General features: G+C 71.8%; 13 protein-coding genes and 1 pseudogene. 5 read left to right on the top strand and 9 right to left on the bottom strand.

Features of this window, described 5'->3' with window-relative positions; genetic code table 11:
- The first annotated feature begins 22 nt into the window (after positions 1–22).
- The gene (locus HUT10_RS17960; protein WP_176172274.1) at positions 23–754 is read left to right on the top strand and encodes a FadR/GntR family transcriptional regulator; all 732 of its coding nucleotides are present in this window, start codon (positions 23–25) and stop codon (positions 752–754) included.
- Positions 755–782: 28 nt separating this feature from the next.
- Here HUT10_RS17960 and HUT10_RS17965 read toward each other — a convergent pair whose 3' ends face one another.
- Genes HUT10_RS17965 through HUT10_RS17990 form a run of 6 tightly spaced genes read right to left on the bottom strand, consistent with a single transcriptional unit; the run spans position 783 to position 7,299 of the window.
- A complete protein-coding gene (locus HUT10_RS17965) occupies positions 783–1,796 on the bottom strand; it encodes an ABC transporter permease (RefSeq protein ID WP_176172275.1) in 1,014 nt (337 codons plus the stop codon).
- The gene (locus HUT10_RS17970) at positions 1,793–3,316 is read right to left on the bottom strand and encodes a sugar ABC transporter ATP-binding protein (protein WP_176172276.1); all 1,524 of its coding nucleotides are present in this window, start codon (positions 3,314–3,316) and stop codon (positions 1,793–1,795) included. Before HUT10_RS17970 ends, HUT10_RS17965 begins: the two co-directional genes overlap by 4 nt.
- On the bottom strand, positions 3,313–4,368 hold the full coding sequence (locus tag HUT10_RS17975; RefSeq protein ID WP_254896918.1) for a sugar ABC transporter substrate-binding protein: 1,056 nt from the start codon (positions 4,366–4,368) through the stop codon (positions 3,313–3,315). The genes HUT10_RS17970 and HUT10_RS17975 overlap by 4 nt, the downstream gene beginning before the upstream one ends.
- Before the next feature lie 36 nt (positions 4,369–4,404).
- Positions 4,405–5,151, bottom strand: coding sequence for an SDR family NAD(P)-dependent oxidoreductase (locus tag HUT10_RS17980; RefSeq protein ID WP_176172277.1), 747 nt, complete (start codon positions 5,149–5,151; stop codon positions 4,405–4,407).
- Positions 5,144–6,448 carry an enolase C-terminal domain-like protein gene (locus HUT10_RS17985; protein WP_176172278.1) on the bottom strand — a complete coding sequence of 435 codons (1,305 nt, stop codon included), beginning with the start codon at positions 6,446–6,448 and terminating at the stop codon, positions 5,144–5,146. Before HUT10_RS17985 ends, HUT10_RS17980 begins: the two co-directional genes overlap by 8 nt.
- Positions 6,449–6,450: 2 nt before the next feature.
- Positions 6,451–7,299 (bottom strand): fumarylacetoacetate hydrolase family protein, encoded by an 849-nt coding sequence (locus tag HUT10_RS17990; RefSeq protein ID WP_176172279.1) that lies wholly within the window; start codon positions 7,297–7,299, stop codon positions 6,451–6,453.
- Positions 7,300–7,516: 217 nt separating this feature from the next.
- On the opposite strand from HUT10_RS17990, the gene HUT10_RS17995 reads away from it, so the two are divergent.
- On the top strand, positions 7,517–8,722 hold the full coding sequence (locus HUT10_RS17995) for a multidrug effflux MFS transporter (protein ID WP_176172280.1): 1,206 nt from the start codon (positions 7,517–7,519) through the stop codon (positions 8,720–8,722).
- Here HUT10_RS17995 and HUT10_RS18000 read toward each other — a convergent pair.
- Positions 8,712–8,966 carry a hypothetical protein gene (locus HUT10_RS18000; protein ID WP_176172281.1) on the bottom strand — a complete coding sequence of 85 codons (255 nt, stop codon included), beginning with the start codon at positions 8,964–8,966 and terminating at the stop codon, positions 8,712–8,714. The two genes, HUT10_RS17995 and HUT10_RS18000, sit on opposite strands and share 11 nt — an antisense overlap.
- Positions 8,967–9,020: 54 nt before the next feature.
- Between HUT10_RS18000 and HUT10_RS18005 the strand changes: the two genes are divergently transcribed.
- The gene (locus tag HUT10_RS18005; protein ID WP_176172282.1) at positions 9,021–9,740 is read left to right on the top strand and encodes a MerR family transcriptional regulator; all 720 of its coding nucleotides are present in this window, start codon (positions 9,021–9,023) and stop codon (positions 9,738–9,740) included.
- 233 nt (positions 9,741–9,973) lie between these two features.
- On the opposite strand, the gene HUT10_RS18010 is transcribed toward HUT10_RS18005, so the two are convergent.
- Positions 9,974–11,197: an NAD(P)/FAD-dependent oxidoreductase gene (locus HUT10_RS18010; RefSeq protein ID WP_176172283.1), complete on the bottom strand. Its 1,224-nt coding sequence runs from the start codon at positions 11,195–11,197 to the stop codon at positions 9,974–9,976.
- A gap of 206 nt (positions 11,198–11,403) precedes the next feature.
- Here HUT10_RS18010 and HUT10_RS18015 point away from each other — a divergent pair, with 206 nt between their 5' ends.
- The gene (locus tag HUT10_RS18015; protein WP_176172284.1) at positions 11,404–11,604 is read left to right on the top strand and encodes a hypothetical protein; all 201 of its coding nucleotides are present in this window, start codon (positions 11,404–11,406) and stop codon (positions 11,602–11,604) included.
- A 59-nt stretch (positions 11,605–11,663) separates the two neighbouring features.
- Positions 11,664–13,642 (top strand): annotated as a pseudogene (locus tag HUT10_RS52235) (SDR family oxidoreductase).
- Positions 13,643–13,875: 233 nt separating this feature from the next.
- On the opposite strand, the gene HUT10_RS18025 reads toward HUT10_RS52235, so the two are convergent.
- Positions 13,876–15,654, bottom strand: a complete 1,779-nt coding sequence (locus HUT10_RS18025; protein ID WP_176172285.1) for a hypothetical protein — start codon at positions 15,652–15,654, stop codon at positions 13,876–13,878.
- Positions 15,655–15,769: the final 115 nt, after the last annotated feature.

Consider the following 15,769-nt stretch of genomic DNA (forward strand, 5'->3'; position numbering starts at 1 on the left):
TGTTGCAGGGAGGGCGGACGCGATGCCCGTCACCGATGTCGCGATCGACAAGATCAAGGACATGATCATCTCCGGCGAGCTGGCGCCCGGCGACCGGCTGCCGAAGGAGGCCGAGCTGGCCCAGCGGCTCGGGCTCTCGCGCAGTTCCCTGCGGGAGGCCGTCAAGGCGTTGTGCCTGATCAGGGTGCTCGACGTCCGCCAGGGCGACGGCACGTACGTCACCAGCCTCGAGCCCAACCTGCTGCTCGACGCGATGACCTTCGTCGTCGACTTCCACCGCGACGACACCGTCCTCGACTTCCTGGCCGTGCGCCGGATCCTCGAGCCCGCCGCGACCGCGCTGGCCGCGCTGCACATGAGCGACGACGACATCGCGGAGCTGGGCGCGCTGCTCAGCGAGCTGGAGGACTCGCCGACCGTGGAGGCGCTGGTGGCCAACGACCTGCAGTTCCACCGCAAGATCGCCGACGGCTCCGGCAACCCGGTGCTCTGCTCGCTGCTCGACAGCCTCTCCGGGCCGACCGCCCGCGCCCGGATCTGGCGCGGCCTCACCCAGGAGGGCGCGGTCGCCAAGACCCGCGAACAGCACACGGCGATCTACGAGGCCATCGCCGCGCGCGAGCCGGAGCTGGCCCGCTCGTGGGCGACCGTGCACGTCGCGGGCGTGGAGCAGTGGCTGCGCAACGCACTGGGCACCGCGGACGACCCGACGGTGCCCGATGCGGACGAGGGGCCGGCCGCGGAAGCCTCCTGACAGTGATCCGACGATCACGGCGTCACCATCAGGTCTGCGGCTTTCCGCCCGCGTACCGGGCGATGATCAGCGCGACCAGGATGATGGCGCCGTAGATCGCGCCCTGCCACTCCGCCGTGACGTGCGCGTAGTTGAGCAGGCTGGACACCGAGGACAGCAGCAGGACGCCGGTGAGGGCACCGACGAGGGTGCCCTTGCCGCCGTCGAGCGAGACGCCGCCGATCACCGCCGCCGCGAACACCTGCAGGATCATCCCGGAGCCCTGGTTGGCGCCCAGCGCACCGACGTACCCGGTGTAGGCGAGCCCGCCGATCGCGGCCAGGATCCCGGCGACGACGAACACCGCCCACGCGATCCGGTCGACGCGGACACCCGCCGCCCGCGCCGCTTCGCGGTTGCCGCCGATCGCGTACAGCGCGCGGCCGACGCGGTGGTAGCGCAGCACCCAGCCCGCCACGGCGAACAGCAGCGCGGCCAGCCACACCGACATCGGCAGCCCCGCGAACGTCGTCGTCGCCAGATTCGTGAACGAGTCCGGCAGGTTGAACAGCGTCTTGCCCTTGGTCGAGCCGACCTGCACGCCGCGCAGCACGGTGAGCATGGCCAGGGTGACGATGAAGGCGTTCAGCTTCAGCTTCACGATCAGGAAGCCGTTGACGAACCCGACCAAAGCCCCGCACAGCGGGATGACCAGCAGGCCGAGCGCGGCGGGCAGTTCGACGCCGAAGCCGGCCGACGCCGCCGGGATCACCACCATCGCGCCCAGCGCGGGCGCCAGGCCCATGGTGGATTCCAGCGACAGGTCGAACTTCCCGGTGATCAGCACCAGCGACTCGCCCAGCACGACCAGCGACAGCGCGGCCGACGCGGTCAGGATGCTGACGATGTTGCTCCAGCCGACGAACGTGTCGTCGACCAGGCCGCCGATCACGAACACCACGACCAGGGCGGGCAGGAGCGCGAGTTCACGCAGCCAGACGGCCTTGCGCCGCCGGGGAGGCGCGGGCAGCGAGGTCTGGGGAGAGGTCATCACGTCGGTCACGAAAGCTCGACTCCTTCGATGTCGGCCACGAGGTCGCCGTCGGACCACCCGGCCTGGTGTTCGGCGACCACGGCCCCGGCGCGCAGCACCAGGACGCGGTCGCTCAGGCGCAGGTCGTCGAGCTCGTCGCTGACGATCAGCACCGCCTTGCCCTCGGCGCGCACCCGGTCGACGACCGCGAGCAGCGCCTCCTTCGACTTCACGTCCACCCCGGCGGTCGGGTTGATCAGCACGACCACCCGCGGGTCGCTCAGCAGCGCCCGGGCCAGCACGACCTTCTGCTGGTTGCCGCCGGAGAGGTCCGACACCGGCTGGTCGGCGCCCGCGGCCACGATGTCGTAGTCCTTCAGCGCCTGCGCCGCTTTCGCGTACCGCGTCGACGGGGACGCGATCCCGCCGCGGCCCAGTTTGTCCAGAATGGACATGGTGGCGTTGTCGGCGATCGAGTGCTCCAGGACCAGGCCCTCGTGGTGCCGGTCGCGCGGCACGCAGCCGATCCCGGCCCGCAGCGCCGCCGGGATGTCGCCGGGCCGCAGCGGCGAGCCGTCGACGCGGATCGTGCCCGCCGACGGCGTCCGCAGGCCGTAGACCGTCTCGGCGACCTGGTGCTTCCCGCTGGCGTTGCTGCCGGCGAGACCCACTACTTCCCCGCGGCGGAGCCGGAACGAGACGTCCCGGAAGCCGTCGCCGGACAGCCCGTCCACCGCAAGGATCTCCGCGGCGTCCGCGTCGAGCGCCTCCCGCGAAGCGGCGTCCCGGACCGACAGGCCGCCTGGTTCGCCGGTCATCGCGTCGACCAGCTCCGCGCGGCCCACCTCCGAGACCGGTGCGGTGAGCACGTGCTTCGCGTCGCGCAGCACGGTCACCGCCTGGCAGACCTCGTACACCTCGTGCAGGTGGTGGGAGATGAACAGGAACGTCACCCCGCCCGCCTGCATCTGGCGCATCCGCTCGAAGAGCCGCTCGATGGCCTGGCTGTCCAGCTGCGCGGTCGGCTCGTCGAGGACGATGAACCGGGCGCCGTAGGACAGCGCGCGGGCGATCTCGACGAACTGCCGGTCTTCGACCGAGAGGTCTCCGGCCGGGGTGTCGACGTCGACGTGCACGTCCCACGACTCCAGGAGCTCGCGGGCCTTGCGCCGCAACGACTTCCAGCCGATCGAGAACCCGCCGCCGGACTGCCGGTTGAGGAACAGGTTCTCGGCGACGGTGAGCTGCGGGACGACCATCGCGTGCTGGTACACGCAGGCGACCCGCGCCTTCCAGTCGTCCTGCCTGGTCAGGGGCGGGGCCGGCGCGCCGCCGAACTCGACGTGCCCGGTGTCCGTGGCGGACAGGCCGGTGAGGATGGAGACGAGCGTCGACTTGCCGGCCCCGTTGCGCCCGACGAGCGCGTGCGACTCGCCGGGGTGCACGGTGAGGCTGACGTCGTGCAGGGCCACGGTCGGGCCGTAGCGCTTCCCGACACCGTGCGCGCTGACCACTCCGGCGGCGGGTTCGCCGGCGGGCAGCGCGGTCACAGGTTGTTCCCCCAGAGGGCCTTGTCGTCCACGTTGTCCTTGGTGATGACGGGCGCGGGCAGCTGGTCCTCGAGGATGCCGGGGCTGATCTCGACGATGGTGCTGCCGTGGTCGGTCGGCCCGGCCTTGAACGTCTCGCCCGCCATGGCCTTCTTCAGCCAGTACAGGCCGTACTTCGCGTAGGCGTCGGCCGGCTGGGACACGGTGGCGTCCAGCTCGCCGGCGCGGATCGCGGCCAGCTCCTGCGGGATGCCGTCGTTGGACACGAGCACGATGTGCTTCGGGTCCCCGACCGGGAAGAACAGGTTCTTGCGCTTGAGGGCCTGCTCGGTCGGGGCCAGGTAGACCCCGCCGGCCTGCATGTAGACGCCCTTGATGTCCGGGTTCGCGGTCAGCATGCTGTCCAGGCCGGAGGACGCCTTGTCGGCCTTCCACTCCGCCGGGATCTCCAGCACCTGGATGCCGGGGTACTTCGACTTCATGCAGTCGCGGAAGGCTTCCGAGCGGTCGCGGCCGTTGACCGAGGCGAGGTCGCCCATGATCTGCACGACCTTGCCGGACTTGACCTTCTCCCCGATCGCTTCGCACGCCTTGGTGCCGTACGCCTTGTTGTCGGCCCGCACCACCATCGCCACCTTGCCGCTCTCGGGCGCGACGTCGACCGCGACGACCGGCACGCCCTTGTTTTCGGCCTGCTTGAGCCCGGCGACGATCGCGGCGGAGTCCAGCGGCGTCACGACCAGGCCCTTGACGCCCTGGTTGAGGAAGGTGCCGATGTCGGTGATCAGCTTCGCGGGGTCGCTGTCGGCGTTGACCGTCGGGAGGACGTCGACGCCCTCCTCCTTGGCCATCTTGGGCACGTAGTTGTTGTAGGCCTGCCAGAACGGCGAGGTCAGCAGGGGCAGCGTCGCGCCGACCTTGCCGCCCGCGCCACCGCCCGCCGCGGGCGCCGCGGCATTGTCCTTGGTGGACCCGCAGGCGGCCAGCACCAGGCCGCAGGCGGCCACCGCGGCCACCTTGATCGCCCTCTTTTGGAACAGCACAGCGCGCACAGCATCCTCCTTGATGACGGCGGGGAATCAAGTCTTCTAGTCGTGGTGCACGGGGCCGCGAGGACGCAGGCCGTACATGCCGCCGTCGACCGCGAGGGCGGTGCCGGTGGTCGAGGCGGAGAGGGGGCTGGCGAGGTAGGCGATGGCGTTCGCGACCTCGCCGGCGGTCACCAGCCGGCCCATCGGCTGGCGCGCGGCCAGCGCCGCGCGTTCGGCCGCCGGATCTTCGGCGGCGTCGAGCAGGCGGCCGACCCACGGGGTGTCCGCCGTCCCGGGGCACACGCAGTTGACGCGGATCCCGTCGGGCAGGTGGTCGGTCGCCATGGCCAGGGTCAGCGAGAGCACCGCGCCCTTGCTGGCCGAGTAGAGCGCGCGGTTGGGCAGGCCGGCCCAGGCCGCGATGGAGCAGGTGTTGACGATCGCCGCGGACGGCGAGTTCTTCAGGTGCGGCAGCGCGGCGCGGGCGAGCCGGACCATGCCGACGACGTTGACGTCGAACACGCGGTGCCACTCGTCGTCGTCGTTGCCCGTGACGTCGCCCTGCGCGCCGATCCCGGCGTTGTTGACCAGGATGTCCAGGCGGCCGAAGCGTTCCACGACGGCGTCGATCGCCCTGCGCACTTCGTCGTCGGAGGAGACGTCGCAGCGGAAGCCGTCGTCACCCGGCTTCAGGTCCAGGACCGCCACCTGCGCGCCGCGCTCGGTGAGCAGGTCCGCGGCGGCCTTGCCGATGCCCGAGGCGCCTCCGGTGACGGCGGCCACCAGGCCCTCGAATTCACTCACTGGCGGTCTCCGTCCACTCGGGACCGTCCGGGAACCGGAAGCGGCGCAGCGTGGCGTCGTGCATGCGCGCGGAGAACCCGGGTGCGGTCGGGGCGAGGTACCGGCCGCGCTCGACGACGGCCGGGTCGGTGAAGTGCTCGTGCAGGTGGTCGACCCATTCGATCGAGCGGTCCGCGTCGGTGCCGGACACGGCGACGAAGTCGAACATCGACAGGTGCCGGACGAGCTCGCAAAGCCCGACGCCGCCGGCGTGCGGGCACACCGGGACGCCGAACTTGGCGGCGAGCAGCAGGATCGCGAGGTTTTCGGTGAAGCCGCCGACGCGGGCGGCGTCCAGCTGCAGCACGGAAATCGCGTTCGCCTGCAGCAGCTGCTTGAAAACCACGCGGTTCTGGACGTGCTCACCGGTGGCGACGCGGATGGGCGCAAGCGCTTTCGCGATCGCCGCGTGGCCGAGGACGTCGTCCGGGGACGTCGGTTCCTCGATCCAGTACGGGTCGTACGGCGCCAGCTCGGTCATCCAGTCGACGGCCGCCCGGACGTCCCAGCGCTGGTTGGCGTCGACGGCGATCCGGACGTCCGGCCCGACGGTCTCGCGGGCCAGCTTCATGCGGCGGACGTCGTCCTCAAGGTTGCCGCCGACCTTGAGCTTGATCATCCCGAAGCCGTCGGCGACGGCCTGCTCGGCCAGCCGCACCAGTTTCGCGTCCGCGTACCCGAGCCAGCCGGGTGACGTGCTGTAGGCGCGGTAGCCGTGTGCTTCGAGCTGCTCGGCGCGTTCGGCCCGGCCGGGCTCGGCGCGGCGCAGGATGTCGAGGGCGTCGGCCTCGGTGAGCGCATCGGACAGGTACCGGAAGTCGACGAGGGACACGAGTTCCTCGGGGGTCATCCGCGCCGCGAACCGCCAGACCGGCAGGTTCGCGCGGCGGGCGGCGAGGTCCCACGCGGCGTTGACGACGGCCCCGACAGCCATGTGCGCGACCCCCTTTTCCGGGCCCAGCCAGCGGAACTGCGAGTCGCCGACGAGGGTGCGGGACAGGTCGCCCAGCGCGGCCGCGTCCTCCGGGACGTCCCGGCCGACGACGTGCGGGGCGAGCGCGCGGATCGCCGCGGCCTGCACGTCGTTGCCGCGGCCGATGGTGAACGCGAGGCCGTAGCCGTCCGGGCCTTCGTCGGCGTGCAGCACGACGTAGGCGGCGGAGTAGTCCGGGTCCGGGTTCATCGCGTCCGAGCCGTCGAGCTCCCTGGACGTCGGGAAGCGGACGTCGAGGACCTCCATGCCGATGATCTTCGCCATGGTCAGGCCTGCCTCGCCGTCTGGCGCTGCCGTCCGAGGCCGTCGATCTCGAGCTCGATGACGTCGCCGTCGCGCAGGTACGGCTTCGGGTCCGGCTGCCCGAGGGCGACGCCTTGCGGGGTGCCGGTGTTGATCAGGTCGCCCGGCCGCAGCACCATCACCTGGCTGAGGTGGTGGACGATCTCGGCCACGGTGAAGATCATGTCCTTGGTCGAGGAGTCCTGCTTCTGCTCGCCGTTGACCCACAGCCGCAGGCCGAGGTCCTGCGGGTCCGGCACCTCGCTCGCCGGGACCAGCGCCGGGCCGAGGGGGTTGAAGTTCTCGCAGGACTTCCCCTTGTCCCACTGGCCGGCGCGGAACTGCAGGTCGCGCTCGGAGACGTCGTTGGACACGACGTAACCGGCGACGTATTCGAGCGCTTCGTCGACGCTCTCGAGGTAACGGGCGGTCTTGCCGATGACGACGCCGAGCTCGACCTCCCAGTCGGTGCTCACCGACCCGCGCGGGATGAGCACGTCGTCGCCCGGGCCGACGACGACGTCCGGCGCCTTCATGAAGACGACCGGCTCGGTCGGCGGGGTCGCCCCGGTCTCCTCGGCGTGGCGGCGGTAGTTCATGCCGATGCAGACGACCTTGCCGGGCTGGGCGATCGGCGCGCCGACGCGCAGGCCGGCCACGTCGGCCTCCGGCAGCTCACCCGCGGCGAGCGCGGCGGCGACGCGCGCGATCCCGTCCGCGGCGAGGAAGCCGCCGTCGATGTCGGCGGTGAGGCCGCCCAGTTCGTAGGTGCCGTCGCCGGCCCGCACGAACGGACGCTCGCTTCCCGGTTCTCCGAGGCGCACAAGCTGCACGGATGTTTCCCTTCACCCACACCGAACCCACACCGACCAGACATCCGATGTATATCGCAGTCACGACCACCAATCCAGAGCCATCGCCGAATCGGTCGCAAAATTGATCGGATCAGTATCGGTGCAGGGCCAGGCGACCACGGGGTGTCACCGATCACAGCCGGAATAGCACCGGCCGGCTCCCCGCTGGTCACCGGTGAGGGGTGAAGGGACGGGTATGACCACCACGGCGGAACCTACCGCGCCGAGCCGGCGGGCGCAGCTGAAGTTCGTCCTCGTCCTGGGCGGCCTCACCGCCTTCGGGCCGCTGTCGATCGACATGTACCTGCCCGCCCTGCCCCGGATGGCGGCCGACCTGCACGCTGCGGACAGCACGGTCCAGCTGACCCTCAGCGCGTTCATCGTCGGCCTGGCACTGGGCCAGCTGGTGCTCGGGCCGCTGTCGGACGCGCTCGGCCGCCGCCGCCCGCTGCTCGTGGGGCTCGCGCTGTACGTCGTGGGCTCGGTGCTGTGCGCGGTGAGCCCGGACGCCTGGCTGCTGGTCGCGGCCCGGCTCGTGCAGTCCCTCGGCGCGGCGGCGGGCATCGTGATCGCGCGCGCCACCGTGCGGGACCTGTTCTCCGGGACCGCGATGACGAAGTTCTTCTCGACGTTGATGCTGGTCAGCGGCCTGGCCCCGATCCTGGCGCCGCTGATCGGCGGGCAGCTGCTGACCTGGACGTCGTGGCGCGGGGTGTTCGTCGTGCTGACGGCGTTCGGCGCACTGCTGCTGGCCGTGGTGGTGTTCTTCCTGCCGGAGCCGTCGGCCGTGCGGTCGCCGCTGCGGCTCGGGCCGGTGATGCGGACCTACGGGCGGCTGGTGCTGGACCGCTCCTTCGCCGGGTACGCGCTGGCGGCGGGGCTGCTGTTCGCGTCGATGTTCGCCTACATCTCGGGGTCGTCCTTCGCACTGCAGGGGGTGTACGGGCTCAGTCCGCAGGCCTACAGCGTGGTGTTCGGGGTCAACGGCGTCGGGATCGTGCTGGCGGGCCAGCTCAACGGCCGCTTGGTCGGGCGGGTCCGTGAACGCGCCCTGCTCCTCTCCGGCCTCTTGCTCGGCGTGATCGGCGGGGCACTGGTGCTGGCTTCGGTGCTCTTCCGGGCGCCGCTGGCACTGCTGCTGGTGTCGCTGTTCCTGCTGGTGTCGAGCATCGGGCTGGTGATGCCGAACGCGAGCTCGCTGGCACTGGCGTCGCACGCCCGCTCGGCCGGAGCGGCTTCGGCGTTGCTCGGGGTGCTGCAGTTCGTGGTCGGCGCGGTGGCGACGCCGCTGGTCGGCCTGGGCGGGCCGGGGACGGCGGTGCCGATGGCCGCGACCATGGCCGGGTTCGCGGTGCTGGCCTTGGTGGCCTACCTGGCGCTGACCCGCGAGGTCACGGCCTGAGCAGGCGCTCCAGCTCGCCGGCGGCCGGTTCGTGGCCGGCGTCGGCGATGCGCTGCAGTTCGAGGAGGTCCTTCGTGGCGACGGCGCGGCGGGTGAGGAGTTCTCCGGCCCGGTCGCTGCCCTCGTCCAGCAGTTCGCTCAGTTCTTCGACGTCTCCGCGGGCGTCGGCCAGGTCCGCCAGCCGGTCCAGTGCGGTTTCGTTGCCCTCGTCGGCGAGGGCGCGCAGGGTTTCGTGGTCGGTCATGGGGGCAGTCTGCGACCTTGCCCCTGGGGCAGGGTCAAGTGGGAAGATCGGCGGGTGCTCACCATCGGGCAGCTTGCCGGGTATGTCGGGGTCACCGTCAAGACCATTCGCGTGTACCACGCGAAGGGGCTGCTTCCCGAGCCCGAGCGGGATGCGTCCGGGTATCGGCGGTACCGGGCCGCCGACGCCGTGGAGCTGATCAAGATCCGGACGCTGGCCGAGGCCGGGGTGCCGTTGGCGCGGATCCGGGAGCTGCGGTCGGGGGGTGGGGTCGCGGCGGCGCTCCGGCAGATCGACGACGAGCTCGGTGCGCGGATCGAGGCGCTGCAGGCCACCCGGTCGCGGCTGCGGCGGCTGGCGTCCGGGCGGTTGTCGCCGTTGCCCGATGAGGTGGTGAGCTTCCTCGGCCGGTTGCCTGGGCTCGGGTTCAGTGAACGGTGGGTGGCGCTGCAAAACGATCTGTGGTTGCTGGTGTTCGCCACACATCCGGAGGCTGCGCGGCGGAACTTTCTCGATCAGGCTGCGATGGCTGATGATCCGGGGCTGCTTTCGCTGGTGCTCGAGTATGACCGTTTGCACGATGTCGATCCGGATGATCCGCGGGTGGATGCGCTCGCTTTGCGGCTTGTTTCGGCTACGCGGGCGAGGTATGGGGGTGAGCTGCCTGCTTATGAGCCGGGGTCTGCTATTCCTTTGCTGGTTCAGGGGGCGGTCAATGCGTCTTCGCCCGCTTGGCGGCGGCTTGATGCCTTGTTGCGGGAGCGGCTTGGGTGAGCTGCGCTTGCAGCTTGCGGTTTCTTCGGCCGCCGGATCGGGGGTGGTCCCCGCCACCCCGGATCCTTGATTGTGACTACGGCCGGCAGCGCCGCGTCAAGGCGGGAAAGCGTGCCTTGACCCGGCGCCGCCGGCCGTGTTCTGGCTTCGGATCGGGGTTGCGGGGGGTCTGGGCTCCTGGTGCGTTCTGTTCTCTGCCGTGGCCCCTCTGCCGCCGCCGGTTTGGCTTTATCTTACGTCAGGGAGGCCAGGTCCGCCGTCTTGAGCTGTTCTGGCGTCACCTTTGTGCTTCCGTCGACCAGTGCTGCCAGTGCGTCGCCGTCGTCCCACATGTTCACGTTCATGGCCGCCGTCACTTCTCCGTTGTGGAGCCAGAATGCCGTGAACTCGCGGGCTTGCAGGTCTCCGCGGACCACCAAGTCGTCCTCGGCCGGGTTCGCCAGACCTCGGTACTCGCAGCCCAAGTCGTACTGGTCCGTGAAGAAATACGGTGAGGCCTGGTACGGCTCGTTCTCGCCCAGCAGGTTCTGGGCCACGTGCGTTCCCTGGTCCTTCGCGTTCGCCCAGTGCTCCACTCGGACGCGCCTTCCGTAGCGCGGGTGGAAGTGGGATGCGATGTCGCCCACCGCGTACGTGTCCGGGGCCGATGTGCGCAGGCCCGCGTCCACCGCCACGCCTCCGTCGTCGGCCAGCTCCAATCCCGCCGCGTGGGCCAGCTCCACCCTCGGGGCCGCTCCGACCGCGATCAGGACCACGTCCGCCGGGATCTCCTCGCCGTTGGCCAGACGCACGCCGGTGACGCCTTCCGGGCCTCCCGTGATCTCCGCCACCTGCTCGCCCAAGCGGTAGTTCACCCCGTTCGACACGTGGAGGTCGCGGAACACGCCGCCGATCGTCTCGCCGACCACGTTCGCCAGTGGCACCGGGACCGGGTCGACGACCGTCACCTCCGCGTTGTGCGTTCGGGCCGCCGCGGCCGCTTCGGAGCCGATCCAGCCCGCCCCGACGATCACCACGCGCTCGGCCTCGGCGAACGCCGAGCGCAGCTTGAGCGAGTCGTCGAGGGTGCGCAGCGTGTACAGCCCCGGCAGGTCGCCTCCCGGTACCGGGAGGCGGCGCGGCTCGGAACCCGTGGCCAGGACCAGCCGGTCGTACGGGTACACGCCGTCGGCGTCGTCGAGGACCTGGCGTGCGCCGAGCTCGATGCGGGTTGCCGTGACGCCGGGGCGGAAGCTGATGTCCTTCTCGGCGTAGAACTTCTCTTCGTGCACCCAGTCCGGCTCGTCCGCGTTGCCCAGCAGCACGCCCTTCGAAAGCGGGGGCAGCTCGTACGGGCGGTGCGGATCCGAGCCCAGCAACACGATTTCACCGCTGTAACCGCGTTCGCGCACCGCGGCCGCCGCGGATGCTCCTCCGAGGCCCGCACCGACGATGACGATCCTGCGCGGTTCCGACATCCATACCTCCCAGAAAACGGCTGCTGATCCGGACGCTACTCCCGAACCGGCCGCGCCACGACCCGTGAACTACGCCGAAAACCCGGAAAGCGCAAGACAAAACCCGCGAGTAGGCAGATCGGGTGAACCGGCGTCATAGCGCCGCCGGCGTCCGCTCCCACCCTCGCACGGAGCACGACCACGACAAGGAAGCGAGGGCGGCGACCATGAGTCGGGGCGAGTGGTCGATCGGCTGCCGGGATCTGGCCGGCCGGCGCAGGGACGTGACGGTGTTCGTCAGCAACGACAAGGTGGTGCTGGTCGCGCCGCCGGGGGAGGCGGCGGTGCTCGGGCCGCTCGACGTCGGACGGCTGCGGGCCGCCCTGCGGGATGCGGTCGTGGCGACGGCCGACGAAGACCAAACCTGACAACTACCGTTCCTACTTCCGAGTAGGTTAGAGTCGGCCCCGACGAGAAGGGACCGGCCATGACGACCTACTTCGTGACGGGTGCGACGGGCTTCATCGGGAAACGCCTGGTCGCGCGGCTGCTGCAGCGGCCGGAGACGTCCGCGGTGTACGCGCTGGTGCGGGAGACCTCCCGCGGGCGGCTGGCCACCCTGGCCCGTGACTGGCCGGGCGCGGACAAGCTGCACCCGGTGCTCGGCGACCTCGCCGAACCGCGCCTCGGCGCCGACCCCGCCGGTCTCCCCCACCTCGACCACGTCGTCCACCTCGGCGCGATCTACGACCTCACCGCGGGCGAAGACGCCAACCGGCGCGCCAACGTCGAAGGCACCCGCCACCTGCTGGCCTTCGCCGCCGCGGCGCGGGCCGGGCTGGTGCACCACGTGTCGTCGATCGCCGTGGCGGGCGACCACGCCGGGCGGTTCACCGAGACCGACTTCGACCTCGGCCAGCGCTTCGGCTCGCCGTATCACGCGACGAAGTTCCAGGCCGAGGAGCTCGTCCGCGAGCAGGCCCTGCCCTTCCGCGTCTACCGGCCATCGGCCGTCGTCGGCGACTCGCGCACCGGCGAGATGGACAAGGTCGACGGGCCCTACTACTTCCTGCCCGCCATCTCGCGGCTGGCGGCGCTGCCCGGACGGCTCCCGCTGGCCGCGCCCGATCTCGGCGCGACGAACCTCGTCCCGGTCGACTACGTCGTCGAGGCGATGGAGTACCTGATGCACCGGGACGCGCCCTCGGGGACGACCTACCACCTCGCCGCCGCGCGCCCGCAGCCGCTCAACGCGGTCTACAACGCCTTCGCGCGCGCCGCGGGCGGGCCGGTGATCCGGGCCGTGCTGCCCGCCCGGCCGTCGGGGCGCTCCGCCGCGGTGGCGCCCGCATGGCGCACGCGGCCGCCGCCGGGATCGACCGCCTGCCCGGCGGCCGCGGTGCCCGCGCGGCCGTGCTCGAGGAACTCGGCGTGCCGCTGGCCGTGCTGCCGCACCTGACCATGGCCGTCGACTTCGACACCGCCCGCACCACGACGGCGTTGTTCGGCAGCGGCATCGAGCTCCCCGAGCTGCGCGACTACGCGGGGCCGCTCTACCGGTACTGGCAGGCCCACCTCGACCCCGACCGGGCGCGCCGCACCCACGGCCTGGCCGGGCGGACGGTGCTGATCACCGGCGCGTCGTCCGGGATCGGCCGGGCGTCGGCGCTCGCCGTGGCGCGCAAGGGCGCGAAGGTGATCCTCGTGGCCCGCCGTGCTTCGGAGCTCGAAGAGGTGCGGGCGGAGATCCTCGCGGCCGGCGGCACCGCCGCGGCGTACCCGTGCGACCTCACCGACGGCGACGCCGTCGACGCGCTGGTCAAGGACGTGCTCGGCGACCACGGCGCGGTGGACGTGCTGGTGAACAACGCCGGCCGGTCGATCCGGCGCTCGGTCGCGCTGTCCACCGAGCGCTTCCACGACTTCGAGCGCACGATGGCGATCAACTACTTCGGGCCGGTGCGGCTGATCCTCGGCTTCCTGCCGTCGATGGCCGAGCGGCGGTTCGGCCACGTCGTCAACGTGACGACCCAGGGCCTGCAGACCGACACCCCGCGCTTCTCGGCCTACCTGGCGTCGAAGGCGGCGCTGGAGGAGTTCGGGCTGACGGCCGGGCGCGAGACGCTCTCGGACGGCGTCACGTTCACCTCGGTGCGGATGCCGCTGGTCCGGACGCCGATGATCGCGCCGACCGGCTACCGCGGGATCCCGTCCAGCAGCCCGGAGCGCGCCGCGGCACTGGTGGTGAAGGCGTGCGAGGAGCGGCCGGAGATCCTCAGCCTGCCCGAAGGGCGGGCGGCCGAGCTGGCGACGCTCGCCGCGCCCCGGCTCGCGCGCTTCGCCGCGCACCTGGCCTACCGGGCGATGCCGGAATCCGCGCCCGAAGCACGCGGCCTGCCCCGCCGTTCCGCACCGGCCTCGGTCGCGGCGGCGGTGACCCGGCTTATCTGGCGCCGGCGCGCGTGAATCCACCGAATTCCGCCGAAACGGTGGCACGCGGGCGACGGTACTTCTACCCTCGCGCGAGCGCCGTACATCCGTACGGGCACTAACTGGGGAGTTCGGAATGCCGGTATCCAAGACAGGGCAGCGCCACGCGACCACCGACAAGACGGCCGTGATCGGCACGGCCCGGCGCACCCTCGGGTGACCACCGGCCGGGGCCGGGCACCTGCCCGGCCTCGGTTCCGGACCCGTCCTCAGGGCACGTACTTGCCCACGAAACTGCCGCAGGTGACGACCTGGCCGGTGAGCCGCGCCTGAAGTGCCTTCTCCAGCCCCAGGTACGTGAACACGGGCGTGTCGGCAGGCACCTCGGCCGGTACCGGGCCGCCGGTGGCCAGCAACCGGCTCGGGACCGTCTGGAACAGCACCAGGTAGCCGCCTTCGCGGTCGAGCTCGTCGGCCGTCGCGAGCATCCGCTCGGGCGCGTCGCCGACGATCTCCAGCGGCAGCGGCCACTCCAGCGGGAACGGGTTGCGCAGGCCGAACGCCGGGTAGGCGAACGCGTTGTCCGGCAACACCGCCGTCCGGGGAGCCGGGAATCGGGTGACGCAGTCGCGGATCTGCTGGACGTACCGGAACGTCGAAGGGTTCGTGCGGATGCCGGCCATCGCCGGGGTGACCGCGCCGAGGTCTTCGGTCAGCCGGTCGTGCCCGAGGTCGAGGTAGGCCGCCTGGTCGTGGCGGGCGACGACGACCCAGCCGCACACCGCCACGGCGGTCAGGCCGGCCGTCGCGGTGACCCAGCGGCGAGCCAGCCGCGGGCGGGGCGGGACCAGGTGGCTCAGCAGCAGCAACGACGTCAGCGCCAGCGTGCCGGTGAGCAGCGTCGGGGTGTCGTTGCCCCAGGACAGGCTGGTCATGAACCCGGTGGCGAGCACGAGCAGCCCCGCCCACGGCACCTGCCGCCGCACGGCCGCGGACACCGGCACGCTGACCGCGACGATCCACCACAGGACGTCCGCCCAGCGCGAGGACCCGGTGAACCGGCCGTCGACGACGGTCCAGACGACCGCGGTGGCACCCGCGAGCACCAGCACCCAGGACGCCACCCGCCCGGCCACGCCGAGCCGGTCGCCGGGCAGCCGGACGGCGAGCAGCACGACGGCGATCGCGGCGAAGAAGCTCAGCTCCCGCACGGGTGCCCTGGTCAGCACCTCCGGGTCGTCGAGCCACAGGCCGAGCAGCCGCTCGCCGTACGCGGGCACGCCGCCGGTGAGCTGCTCGACCATCTCCGTGAAGCCGCCGCCGAGGCTCACCCACGTCACGTACGCGAGCCCCGGCGCGCCGAGCGCGAGAACGTCCAGCAGCAGCCGGACCGCGCGGCGGGCGCCGGTCCGGGTCGCCGGGTGCAGCAGCAGCCAGAGCACGCCGATCACCGCGGCGAGGGCGAAGCTCTGCTTGACGAACACCGCGCAGCCGAGCAGCACCAGCCCGCCGCGGCGGGCGAGCGCGCGGCCGCTGCGCAGGCCCGCGTCCAGGGCCCAGGCCCCGCACGCGGTGAGCGCGATGCCGTCCACGGTGTGCCAGGCCATCAGCGGGAAGGCGTTGAGGTTGATCAGCGACGCGGCCGCGACCATCGCCGTCATCCCCGGGCCCCAGTCCAGCACCCGGCGCCGGGTGACCAGCGCGGCGAACGCGATCGTGGCCACGATGATCTCGATCATGGACAGGAAGCTGGAGCCGAAGAACAGCGGCATCGGCAGCGCGTAGTCGGCCACGTGCAGCACCGCCGACCCCAGCGGCCGGGCGGAGATGATGTCGGCGTGCGGGACTTCGCCGTGCAGCACGCGCCACGCCTGCGCGAGGATGAAGCCCTGGTCGGAGGGGTGGAAGCCGAACCGGCCGACGCGGAACTCGGTGGCCAGCGCGAGCAGCACCACCCAGCCGGCGTGGATGCTCCGGCGCAGCAGCGGCCGGGCGGGCTTCCCCGGCGGGGGCGCCGTGGCGACGTGCGCAGGACTCGCCACGTCCACGCCGCGCCCGCCTTCCGCTCCCGATCACACCCGGGAAGCGATGGTAGCGGCCGGGGTGGTCACCGGCGCGGACCGCACCACCCGCACCCGGTGGACCACCGCGCTCACCGGCCGC

The organism is Amycolatopsis sp. Hca4, from assembly GCF_013364075.1.
In the GTDB taxonomy this organism is placed as follows: Bacteria; Actinomycetota; Actinomycetes; order Mycobacteriales; family Pseudonocardiaceae; genus Amycolatopsis.